The sequence below is a fragment of the Aridibaculum aurantiacum genome (assembly GCF_017355875.1).
Lineage (GTDB): Bacteria > Bacteroidota > Bacteroidia > Chitinophagales > Chitinophagaceae > Segetibacter > Segetibacter aurantiacus.
Genome location: NZ_JAFEWC010000001.1, coordinates 354,436 through 366,796, shown reverse-complemented (window position 1 = coordinate 366,796; position 12,361 = coordinate 354,436). Strand labels below are relative to the sequence as shown.

General features: G+C 43.3%; 9 protein-coding genes and 1 pseudogene. 5 read left to right on the top strand and 5 right to left on the bottom strand.

All coding sequences use genetic code 11. The annotated features are described in order from the left end of the window. Positions 1-66 precede the first annotated feature (66 nt). Both J4N22_RS01525 and J4N22_RS01520 read left to right on the top strand, forming a co-directional pair. A complete protein-coding gene (locus tag J4N22_RS01525) occupies positions 67-408 on the top strand; it encodes an ArsR/SmtB family transcription factor (protein WP_207491944.1) in 342 nt (113 codons plus the stop codon). Between the two features lie 152 nt (positions 409-560). Beyond that, positions 561-1,970: an MBL fold metallo-hydrolase gene (locus tag J4N22_RS01520; RefSeq protein ID WP_207491943.1), complete on the top strand. Its 1,410-nt coding sequence runs from the start codon at positions 561-563 to the stop codon at positions 1,968-1,970. 71 nt (positions 1,971-2,041) lie between these two features. Here the strand turns inward: J4N22_RS01520 and J4N22_RS01515 are convergent, their stop codons facing one another. The 5 genes and pseudogenes from J4N22_RS01515 to alaS form a co-directional block, all read right to left on the bottom strand. Further along, a complete protein-coding gene (locus J4N22_RS01515; protein WP_207491942.1) occupies positions 2,042-3,187 on the bottom strand; it encodes a TlpA disulfide reductase family protein in 1,146 nt (381 codons plus the stop codon). 10 nt (positions 3,188-3,197) lie between these two features. Further along, positions 3,198-4,643, bottom strand: coding sequence for an Asp-tRNA(Asn)/Glu-tRNA(Gln) amidotransferase subunit GatB (gene gatB / locus J4N22_RS01510; protein ID WP_207491941.1), 1,446 nt, complete (start codon positions 4,641-4,643; stop codon positions 3,198-3,200). A gap of 115 nt (positions 4,644-4,758) precedes the next feature. After that, positions 4,759-5,615: pseudogene (locus tag J4N22_RS01505) on the bottom strand (DUF1028 domain-containing protein). Positions 5,616-5,829: 214 nt separating this feature from the next. Continuing rightward, entirely contained in the window at positions 5,830-6,807 is a 978-nt protein-coding gene (locus J4N22_RS01495) for a PDZ domain-containing protein (RefSeq protein WP_207491938.1), read from the bottom strand. Between the two features lie 201 nt (positions 6,808-7,008). Next, entirely contained in the window at positions 7,009-9,627 is a 2,619-nt protein-coding gene (gene alaS, locus J4N22_RS01490) for an alanine--tRNA ligase (protein ID WP_207491937.1), read from the bottom strand. 131 nt (positions 9,628-9,758) lie between these two features. Here alaS and J4N22_RS01485 point away from each other — a divergent pair, with 131 nt between their 5' ends. From J4N22_RS01485 to J4N22_RS01475, 3 genes are all read left to right on the top strand, one after another. Continuing rightward, on the top strand, positions 9,759-10,730 hold the full coding sequence (locus J4N22_RS01485; protein ID WP_207491936.1) for a M23 family metallopeptidase: 972 nt from the start codon (positions 9,759-9,761) through the stop codon (positions 10,728-10,730). Between the two features lie 174 nt (positions 10,731-10,904). Continuing rightward, the gene (locus J4N22_RS01480; protein ID WP_207491935.1) at positions 10,905-11,729 is read left to right on the top strand and encodes a MerR family transcriptional regulator; all 825 of its coding nucleotides are present in this window, start codon (positions 10,905-10,907) and stop codon (positions 11,727-11,729) included. A gap of 2 nt (positions 11,730-11,731) precedes the next feature. Then, complete coding sequence (locus tag J4N22_RS01475) at positions 11,732-12,262, top strand: thioredoxin family protein (RefSeq protein WP_207491934.1); 531 nt, start codon at positions 11,732-11,734, stop codon at positions 12,260-12,262. Positions 12,263-12,361 lie beyond the last annotated feature (99 nt).

Below are 12,361 nucleotides of genomic sequence, written 5' to 3'. Positions count from 1 at the left end.
AACCGATACATTATTCGTTTTTATATTTACTGCTGATTGATTTATTAACACCCCCAATGATTGATTATGATTACATCAACCCAAAGCATCACTATCTCTAATAAAGAGAATAGTAATGCAATTAAGCTCGACTTTTTACATTTGAAAAAAGCGGCTTTAGTGCTACGCGCAATGAACCACAAGCTTCGTCAACAAATGATCAAGTTGCTTGATGAGAATGAAAGGATGACCGTTACTGAGATTTATGTGAAATTAAGATTGGAGCAATCTGTAGCATCTCAGCATTTAGCAATCCTGCGTCGTGCGGGTATTGTTATCACCCAACGCGACGGAAAATTCATTTACTATGCAGTCAACTACGCAAGAGTTGCAGAAGTGAACAAATTTGTGGAAGAACTTGTTGCCTAGTCTATAGCTCAAAAGTGAGCAGTAAGAGAAAGGATGTTCTAGCGAGCATCCTTTCTCATTTTATACCTGGTCTACATCTTACCATTACCGGCTTTCCAGAATTAGGAAATAGCCTTTGTACAGTCGGCTTATCTTTGCAAAAACGTTTTTACATGTTCATCAAACAATTATACACCAACTGCCTGAGCGAGGCTGCATATTATATAGAAAGTGAAGGAGAAGCAGCGGTAATAGATCCATTGCGTGATATAGATGCATATGTAGAACTTGCTAAAGAAAGAGGAGCTTCAATCAAGTATATTTTTGAAACGCACTTTCATGCAGACTTTGTAAGCGGACACCTGGATCTTGCTAAAGCTACCGGTGCACCTATTGTTTATGGACCTGACACAGACACACGTCTGCCTGTTACACTTGCAAAAGATGGACAGCAATTCAACATTGGTAAGCTTACTATAAAAGTTTTGCATACTCCAGGTCATACATTGGAAAGTACGTGCTACCTGCTACAGGATGAAACTGGAAAAGATCATGCAGTATTTACAGGCGATACTTTGTTTGTAGGCGATGTTGGTCGTCCGGACCTGGCGCAAAAGGCAAATGAAATAACAATGGAAGACCTTGCAGGCATGCTGTACGAAAGCCTGCAGAACAAAATCGTTCCCCTTGCTGATGATGTGATTGTTTATCCTGCACATGGACCCGGCAGTAGTTGTGGTAAGAACCTTGGACCCAACACTACCAGCACTATAGGCGAACAAAAGGCGACTAACTATGCATTGCAACAATCATCTAAAGAAGATTTTATTAAAGCCGTTACAGAAGGCCTTTCTGAACCTCCAAGTTATTTCCCAATCAACGCCCGGATAAACAGGGAAGGATACGATAGCCTTGATGAAGTGATGGAAAGAGGATTATCGGCATTGAATGTAGAGCAATTCAAGGAAAAGATGGAGCAAGATGCTATTATCCTGGATACAAGAAATTCTTCTGTATTTACCAGCGGCTTTGTACCTGGTTCTATCAGCATTGGACTAGATGGACGCTTCGCTGAATGGGCAGGCAGCATTTTACCTTTTGATAAAGACATTATACTTGTAACTGAACAGGGCAAAGAAAAAGAGTCGCTGATCAGGCTTGCGCGAGTTGGTTTTTCTAAAATACAAGGATACCTGGATGGCGGCTTCGAAGCATGGCAATCAGCAGGCGAAACAGCTGATCTTATAATAGATATAGAAGTTGATGAACTGGCTATGGATATTCCGTTTGATAACCACCTGGTGGTAGTGGATGTAAGGAAAGAAGTAGAATATGCAGACGGGCATGTAAAAGGTGCTATTAATATTCCTCTGAATGAACTAACAGATCCCGGCACCATGGCTGATTTTGAAGAGAAGCATAACCTGTACATCCATTGCGCCGGCGGGTACAGGAGCGTGATAGCTGCTTCTTTATTAAAAAGACAAGGCATACACAACCTTCGTAACATCCTGGGTGGTTATGCTAAGATCAGCCAACAGGAAGGTATAACTACAGAGAAAGACACTGCGGTTTTGAACTAATTGAAACTGGTTGAATAAAAAAAAGCTCATCAAACCGATGAGCATTTTTTTTATGAGTAAAGCATGAAATGTTACTTCAACACCTCAGCTAATTTTGCTTCCAGCTGCTGTCCATGCAAGCCACTTGCAATGATCTTTCCATTTGGATCGAGTAATACATTGAAAGGAATGCCATTGAACTTATAAGTACTAACAGCCTCACTATCCCAATATTTCAAATCGCTCATGTGGCTCCATGTGAGGTTATCTGCCTGTACAGCTTTTTGCCACGCTGCCTTATCCTTATCTAAAGACACGCCCAAAATTGTAAAGTTTTTGTCTTTAAACTTATTAAATGCTGCAACCACTGTTGGATTTTCTTGACGGCATGGCCCACACCAGCTCGCCCAAAAATCTACTAATACATATTTTCCTTTGAAGCTGCTAATGCTAAGCTGTGAACCATTGAGTGCAGGCATGGTAAGGTCTGGTGCCTGTTGGTTCATCAATGGATAACCTCCTGCTCCACCACGTGGTGCCGACTGAACAGCTACCAGGCTTTTTACTCTAGCTATCCCGGTATGCTCAGGGAATTTTTGCGAAGAAGCTTCTACCAAAGGACGCAGCTCATCTGGCGACATTGTTCTGCTTGCTATACCCATCGCATAAAATCTGGCCGCAGGACTTTCTGATTCTTCAATGAAAGTTTTCACTGTATTGTTCATATCCTTCAACTCTGTATCGCGCCTGGCGCGTAAAACATTTAGTATACTATCATTTCCAGGTTTCTGACTTAGCGTATCGATTTGCCTGAACGTACTAATGAGCGTAGAGTCCTTTACCCTGTAATCTTCAAAAAAATCGCGCAAACTTTTAGAGGCAGGAGAACCATCTACTTCGTATGCCAGGTAGTTGTTTACATCCAACTTCAGCCTGATGCTTTTGTTATCGTTTATAAGAATAACATCTGGTCCGTTCTCCAGCACAAGGCGGTAAATATTTTCTTCATCCGCCCGGCCACGAAGTGTGAAAGAGCCATTCTCCTTTAATGTAGTGGAGTCAAGCACTACCGGTTGAGCAGAAGAATATGGGATCTCCATGAGCAACACTTTTTTTCCGGGGGCATTTTCAATTACACCTGTAACTACAAAAGCTCCATGCTTCTTTTCAGCACATGCACCTAACAGCAGGATTAATATAACGGCAACTAAAAACCTGCTTTTAAAAATATTCTTCATTCTGTTGTTCTTATTTTGAAAGTCTTTCTTCTAATAATTGTGTGGTCATTTTGGGATCAGCTTTTCCTTTGCTCAGTTTTTTTACCTCCCCCATAAACAACCCGATCAAACCTTTTTTTCCTCTTTTATATTCAGCTACTTTATCTGGCATCTTTTCCATGACCTGTTGTACCCACGCCTCTATTTCCGATGTGTCAGACACCTGTATCAGGTTCAGGTTTATTGCGAGTTCTGCAGGATCGACCGATGGATTTTGCAGCATTTGAGGTAACAACCTTGATGCCGCGATTGAAAAACTAAGTTTACCTGCTTCTATCATTCCAATAACTGTCGCAAGTGCCGCAGGTCTCACCTTGCTCTGCTCGAAGGAAGCACCTTCTTCATTCAGCATTTGCCTAAGCGGCCCCGTCATCCAGTTCACGACAGCCTTCGCATTGTTCGTATGCAAAAGAACCTCTTCAAAATAACTGGCGGTAGCTTTATCATCTGTCAATTGGCTGGCATCATACTCGCTCAGTTCCATCTGCAGGTATTTTTGATAAAGTGCTTCGGGCAGTGCTGGTAGCGCATGCTTGATGCCATTAATAAATTCCTCTGTTAGCTTAAAAGGGGTAAGATCAGGCTCAGGAAAATAGCGGTAATCATTTGCCTCTTCCTTATCACGCAAGGCAAAAGTGGTGTCAGTATCTGCATCAAAACTCCTGGTTTGCTGCACGATCGTTTCTCCCTTTTCTGCCATATGCACCATTCGCTCTATCTCGTATTCTATAGCCTTCTTAACGTTGCGAATGGAATTAAGGTTTTTCACCTCCACTTTAGTTCCCAGTGTTTTTTCTCCCTTTAACCTGATAGAGACATTCGCATCACAACGCAGGCTTCCTTCTTCCATATTTCCATCGCATACACCCAGCCAGCGAACCAGCTTACGCACCTCCGTTACATATAGAAAAGCTTCCTCTGCAGAATGAATGCATGGCTCAGTTACAATTTCTATCAAAGGTACACCTGCACGATTCAGGTCTATACATGTATAATCATCATCCAGGTCGTGAATGCTTTTTCCGGCGTCTTCTTCCAGGTGAATGCGGTTTAGCTGGACATCTATTTTTCCTGCTGCAGTTTTTATACTTACATAGCCACCTTTACAAATCGGTGTAGTGTGTTGCGATACCTGGTAGCCTTTGGGAAGATCAGGGTAGAAATAGTTTTTACGGGCGAAATAATTGAACCGCTCAATCTCGCAATGGCAGGCTAATCCCATTTTGATGACGTATTCCACCGCTTTCTTATTAGTTCGTGGTAACGTACCAGGATGCGCCAAAGAAATGGCACTCACTTGAGTATTTGGCTCACTGCCAAAAGCAGTGCTGTCGCCACTAAATAACTTGCTGCGGGTTTGAAGTTGCGCATGCACTTCCAATCCTATTACCGCTTCGTATTTACCTGTATTTTCCATTAGTCCTGCCCTTGTAAAAGGCGTGTAAAGGTATTGAAACCAAAGCTGGATGAGCTCTTAAATTATACTAACTCTCGTAGCAGTTATACCAGGAAAATCAAAAGCGGGTAAACTTTTATAATGCCAGGATAGCTTTCAGATCTTTCTCATTTACCGTAAGCAAGCCAACTGGTGGCAGCCGTCGTGTCAGCTCTTTCCAGTTTTTGTCCTGGTTAAATAATTTCTTCAGCATAGGAAGCGCCTTGGTTACCTGCTTATTATTGGCCAGTGTTATAGCTGTCCAATACTGCATTTCTAAATTGCCGGGAAACATTTTCATGGCTGCATTGTATTCCTTCATTGCTAGTTGCATGTCATTCTTCTCCACCGCCAGGTCTCCATTATTCATATGCTCGTATGCTCGATGAACATTGTACAGCCTGCGTAACTCCGCCAGCGGCTTTGCATGATCATCTACACGTAGGTCAACAGTTCTATCGTTCCATGGCTGTGAGGAAGCTTTACCCGGCACTACCAAAATAGCTGCTGCCTGCATGCCTCGTATATCTCCGCCTGCCTTTTCTGCTGCTTCTAAAGTAAGCAGTACCCGCTCAGCCAGCGGTTTACCTTTAGAAGCTACATAAGCATTGCGCATACCTTCATTTACTTGGCTGCCAAGCATCATATTGCTCTGTACGCTAAAGTTTTCTCCTTGATATGCGATGCATACTGGATGCATTTAGCACCGGTATGTGTTGCCACGTTTCCCGCATTGTCTATAAAAGCTACCTGCCTTACCTCTCTGCCTTCGTCTGCACGTACCAGGGAATCTAAGGCTTGCTGTGCATTCAATCCCTGCTGCATTAGCTGCAGCCCTTTTATTCCATACGATTTATCTACAAAAGATTGCGTAGCCACCACACCTACACCTGCCTGCGCCCATGGCACTGCCGTTCCTACGCTAAACCAATGGCTTTGAACGCCAATAGCCATTTCACCTGTAGCCTCGTCGCGTGCTACTATAGAATAAGTATGCGCCATCGGGTTGGCCTTATCAAACATTCTTTGTCCCATAGCGGTACAAGTTATGGCCATACACCCTATCAATAATAACTGCTTCATCAGGTAGTGCTTTTTGCTAAAGATAAGTACCCGCACAAAAAAGCCGCAACTGTTGTTGCGGCTAAAAATTGTAAAGCATCTCCTGTTACAGGTCTGCTACTTTTAATCTCTTCGGGATCTTTACTTCCGCTGTTTGCTTGCTGCCACTGCGGTTAAAGCTCATTTTCAGTACATCACCCTCTTTTATATCTTTTATCTGGTCGCGCATTACGTCTACACCTGCTATGGCTTTACCGTTAACTTCAGTTATTACATCACCTTCTTTAAAACCTGCTTTTGCAGCCGGCGATTCAGGATCAACTTCTCTCACCTTTACACCTGTTCCTTCCTCTACGTCCTGGATTTGCATACCTATACGTGGCTTGCGGCTTCCAAATCCAAATGCCTCCGGAAAAGGAACATTAGGGATAGCCATGTTACCATCAAAATTGTAAGAAAGTGAACGTGTTTTATTTTCTCCTAATGTGGCTGTAGCCTTGGCTTCCTTTCCACCTCTTTTATAGGTGATGTCTACTTTATCATTCGGCTTATGTGTACCAATAGCAGCTATCAGGTCGTTTGAGGATTCAATTTTCTTGTCGCCTACTTTGGTAATCACATCATCCTTTTTCAGACCGGCTTTATCTGCACCGCTTTCAGGTGTTACTGAAGTTATTTTAGCTCCATCATCGGCTTTCTCTGTCACCACACCCAAAATAGCACGATTGCCACGGGTAGCTACGGTACCATTCATAATTTCTCTTGCTCTACCACCATTGATGTGTGGGTTACTAAAAGCACGTGCACCAGGCGCAAACGCACCAAGGTCTGTACCCTGCAACACGGTGATATCTGAATCTTTCCACTCCTCTAGTGGCTTACCATTAATGGTCACATTATCGCCATCTACTACAATGGTCATTTTCTCATTCTTGTCACCATCCTTCTGAATGATGATCTGCTCTTTCTTTTTCTTTTCAGTTCCGGATTTTGTTTGTGCAAAACCAGCAGTACCGGCAACTGCCAGTGCCAATGTACATGCAGCTATCTTCTTCCAAGTGATCATGATATTAGTTTTAGTCATTTACGAAGTATTTAGTAGATCAAATCTACGAAAGAAAATGAAATACGAAACTTTTCGGAAATGTTAATTTGTGGGGCTGGCGATTGTGCTACTATGGTGCATCGTTGTGTCACTCACTTCAGCAGAATCATCATTATTGAACAAAAAAAAGAGACAGCAGGTTTTGCTATCTCTTCCTAATTATTAAGTTTAAGCTCCAGCTTACATAAATAATGCTTTCACCTTCTCTATAACCTGTGGCAGGTTGCTGGCATCTTGTCCACCGGCAGTAGCCAATGTTTTTTGGCCGCCACCGCCACCTTTTATCAGTGGTGCTATATGTTGTTTGATAATGGCAGGTGCATCTACACCTTTAGCAGCAATCACTGCGTCATCCAGCAGCACCGCCACCTGAGCTTTACCTTCTATATTAGCTACCAGTACTATCACCGCTTGTTGCAGCTCTGTCTTCAGGTCCAGCGCAAGTTTGCGTAAACCGTCAGCACTGCCTACTTCCACTATAGTACCAATAAACTGGAAATCGCCCACCTGCTCTACCTGCTGCAGTAATGCAGGTTTCATAGCCGATAGTTGCTTCGCTTCCAGCTTTTCTATTTTCTTCTTCAGTTCAGAATTCTCTGCCTGCAGTTGCTCAGCCGCTTTCTTCAGGTCTTTAGGATTTTTGAATTGCTCCTTGATTTCCTGCAGCGTCTTCAGTTGTTCATTAATGTATTGTTCTGCCGCTTCGCCGCTTACTGCTTCTATTCTTCTTACACCAGCGGCCACCGCAGCTTCCGATCTTATTTTAAAGAAACCTACCTCGCCTGTATTACCTACGTGCGTACCTCCACATAGCTCGACGCTATAATCAGGATCCATTACCACCACCCGTACTACATCCCCATACTTCTCACCAAACAATGCCATTGCTCCCATTTCTATAGCCTCTTCTTTAGCCATCTCTTTTATCACCACCGGTACATTCTCACGTATCTTCTGGTTTACCAGCGCCTCAATTTTGGCTATTTCTTCATCGGTTACTTTGGCAAAGTGCGAAAAGTCGAACCGCAGGTACTCGTTGTTTACAAGGCTACCTTTTTGCGCCACATGCGTTCCCAGCACACTGCGCAGTGCAGCATGCATAAGGTGAGTGGCACTGTGGTTGGATTGTGTACCTGCACGCAGCGAACGGTTAACCCTTGCCAGTACCTCCCCTTCTATGGCAGCAGGTAGTTTATCGGTAAAATGTATAACCAAGTTGTTTTCCTTCTTTGTGTCCAGCACATCTACCTGCTGTTCACCAAAAATTAGTACACCTTTATCGCCTACCTGTCCTCCACTTTCTGCATAGAAAGGCGTTGCCTCCAGTACCAGCTGGTAACCTTCTTTTCCTTTGGCTTTTACCTTTCTATATTTTATCACCCGGCTCTTTATCTCCAGGCTGTCATATCCTACAAACTCAGTCATTGATTTTTCGTCCAGCACTACCCAATCTTCTGTATCAATGGCTGTGGCAGCACGGCTACGGTCTTTTTGCTTTTTCATTTCTGCTTCAAAACCCTGCTCGTTTACCTGCAGGTTGTTTTCAGAAGCGATCAACCTTGTAAGGTCAATTGGAAATCCGTATGTGTCAAAAAGTTCAAAAGCTGCTTTTCCATCTATTGTACCAGACGAAGTGCGTATCATCTCGTCAATCTTCTTCAGGCCTTTTTCCAAGGTCCTCAAGAAAGCCTCTTCCTCTTCACGCACCACCTTTACCACAAATTCTACCTGCGTATACAATTCCGGAAATACAAACTGGAATTGCTTTGCCAGCACCGGCATCAGTTGGTACAGCAAAGGCTGCTTATAGTCCAGGTATGAGTAATAGTACCGAACAGCACGACGAAGAATACGCCTGATAACATAACCGGCACCCGTGTTAGATGGCAGCTGCCCATCGGAAATAGTGAAAGCAATGGCACGTATATGATCGGCTATTACCCTAAATGCAACATCTTTTTTACTATCGGAGTTGGTGTATTGCTGCCCCGTCAGTTGCTCGGTTTCCCTAATTGTACCACTAAAAATATCAGTATCGTAGTTGCTCTGCTTCTGCTGAATTACACGCACAATACGCTCAAGGCCCATGCCGGTATCTACGTGGCGTGAAGGCAGTGGCTGCAGGCTGCCATCTTTCAACCTGTTGAACTGGATGAATACATTATTCCAAATCTCAATCACCTGCGGATGATCTGCATTCACCAGCGTTTTACCTTCTACTGCTTTTCGTTCTTCATCGCTACGGCAGTCTACGTGTATTTCAGTACATGGTCCGCAAGGGCCTGTATCGCCCATTTCCCAAAAGTTATCCTTCTTGTTTCCTAATAGTATCCGATCCTCGCTGATAACCTTCTTCCATTCATTATAAGCTTCTTCGTCTTTAGGCAATCCTTCAGCTTCGTTTCCTTCAAAAATGGTTACGTACAGCCTATCCTTGTCCAGCTTGTAAACTTCTGTCAACAGTTCCCAACTCCAGGCTATCGCTTCTGCTTTAAAATAGTCGCCAAAACTCCAGTTGCCCAACATTTCGAACATGGTGTGGTGGTAGGTGTCTACGCCCACTTCTTCAAGGTCGTTGTGCTTTCCACTAACACGCAGGCATTTTTGCGTATCTGCAATGCGTGGGTTTTCCGGAACCTTGTAGCCAAGAAAATAATCCTTGAACTGGTTCATTCCTGCATTGGTAAAAAGTAAAGTAGGATCGTTTTTAACAACTATAGGTGCAGATGGTACTATCTGGTGTTTCTTAGTAGCAAAAAAATCAAGAAAATGGTTTCTGATATCAGCGCTGGTCATCATATGAGCTAAAAGATTGGCGAAAAGTTTAGGTATGTACAAATTATATTTGCTGCCGCGCAAAGGTAGGGAATGAAAGGGTTTGCGCTGTTTGATATGTTGCTGAAGCAGCGCCACAGAATAAACACCAGCGGTTGAAGAAAATAAAATATTACTATAACACCCATACGCTTCGCTACGAAAAGCTTGAAGTGCCCCTGAGAGTAAAGCTTTTGCGGGTATTTGGTTTTATAGCTACTGCCCTTGTTTCTGCTGCAATCATCGTTTGGATCGGTTTTCGGTATATTGGTTCGCCTAATGAAAGGCTGCTGCGCCAGGAGCTGGAAGATTACGAGGTGAGTTACGAGCTAATGGACAAGCGCATTACTGAATTGCAGCAACAGATTTCAGAATTAGAGAAGCGGGATAACGAAGTATACCGCGCCATTTTTGAAGCTGACCCAATACCTGATAGTGCCCGCGCTAAAGAAATAGAAAAAGATAAAGAGATAAGGCTGGTAGAGCGGTTGTCAGAAAATCAACTGGTTACTGGTATGGCTTCACAGCTGAATAATCTTTCTGCAAGGGTATCGTTCCAACAAGAGAGTTTCAAGGACATCAACGTGATGATCCAAAACAAGGAGAAACTGCTGGCAGCCATTCCTGCTATTCAACCTATTAGCAACAAAGACCTTAATAGAATAGCTTCTGGTTTTGGAACGCGTATCGATCCTGTGTACAAGGTCACAAAATTCCACGCAGGATTAGATTTTACTGCCCCTCAAGGCACTCCTATCTATGCCACAGCTGATGGAAGAATAAAAGAAGTGAACCACAACGAAGGCGGCTATGGCAATCATGTAATTATTAATCACGGGTTTGGTTACGAAACATTATATGGCCACATGGTGCGCATAAAAGCAAGATCTGGCCAAACAGTAAAACGAGGCGAAATCATAGGCTGGGTAGGAAACACAGGTAAAAGCACCGGCCCTCACTGCCACTACGAAGTACATAAAAATGGTAAACCAATTGATCCTGTTTACTTTTTCTACAACGACCTTACACCCGAACAATTTGACCGCCTACTGAAACTGGCGAAATCGAGCAACCAGAGTTTTGATTAAAGAGGCAGGTAATGGTTTCTTGTTCCTTGTTTCTTGTTCCTTGTTCCTGGTTACCAATCTCTAGTCTCTAATCACTGGTTACTGAAACCTCACTCCCACTCACATATTCCTTTCACTTATCCACCGGCTGTTTTATAACATTTACCAAGCATTTGCATTCTGTATTTTTACAACATGCGACAACTGGACCTTTTTGCAGATGTGTTCTCGCCTGAACCCAAGGCGGATGCATTACCCTCTGAAGAAGCCAGGTCTACTCCTGCCCATAAACAACCACCAGTTGATGAAAATATTCTTGCTGTAGATGATATCACTGCTCCTCACCCTGCTGAAGCAGACGAGCTGGAAGAGGATACCATTCCCGTAGATGAACCAGGTTTTGCTGATGATGAAGTATTTTCTGAAGAAGAACTGGAAGACAATTCTGCAGTAGAAGCTACAGCTAAAAGTATAACAGCAGAAATTACAGGAGTAGAAGAACCAATAGAAGTGGAGGCTGTGAGTTCTATCGTTTACAGCGATGGAAAGATTGCAGTGAAGATAAAAGCAAAGACACCTGTTAATCCCGCTCCTGCTCCTGAGCCGGATAAAGCAGTAAAACTATTGCAGAAGCGTGGCCGCAAATCTTTCAAAGAAATAACTGCCGACGCCGACCTTATAGAAGTGCCCGATGATGAAGAGTTGTTTCAAAAACAATATTATACCATTAGCGAAGTAGCCAGGTGGTTTAAAGTAAACGTATCCCTGCTGCGCTTTTGGTGCAACGAGTTTGATGTACTAAAGCCGAGGAAGAACCGTAAAGGTGATCGCCTCTTTAGGCCAGAGGATGTAAAGAACCTGCAACTCATTTACCAGCTACTCAGGGTAAGGAAGTTTAGCATGGAAGGAGCAAAAGATTTCATTAAAGCAAATAAAAGTAAAGCTGATACACAGCTTCAATTAACCCAAACATTACTAAAGTTCAGGAGTTTCCTGCTAGAGATAAAAGCCAATTTATAATCATGAGACGAGTATTAGCAGCAGTTGCAATTGTTAGTTTATTATCAGCCTGTGCCACACAGCGCCAGGCTAAAAGCAATTATGAAGTAATTCCCGACGACGAGGGAAAAATATTGAGAGGCCCTATCAGCCGTGCTATTTTACAGAACGACACTACTTACAAATGGCTGGCTGAAAATATGAAATATGGTACTGCCGATGCAAGCGCAGTGGAGGCATTTCGTAACAATGCCAACAATTTCAGCATGGTAGTGTTCGGAGGTACCTGGTGCGAAGACACCCGCAACTTGCTGCCGGTGTTTTATCGACTGGTTGAGAAAAGCGGTTACCCGGATAATAAAATCACGTTGATAGGTGTAGACAGGGAAAAAACAGCACCGCAAGATTTGCACAAGAAATACAACGTCACCCTTGTTCCAACCTTCATCGTAATGCGCGACGGCAAAGAAATAGGCCGTGTAGTAGAGTATGGAAAAGAAGGGGCCATAGATAAAGAACTAGGACAAATAGTGGCTACTGGTACAGCCAAATAATCGATCTCTTACTTTTTGCGCCGTTGTTTTTGTTGGTTGAATTTGATATTCAAAAACAGGAACAGCGGCTTTTTATTTTGGTAGAAGTGTAGGTGAAAC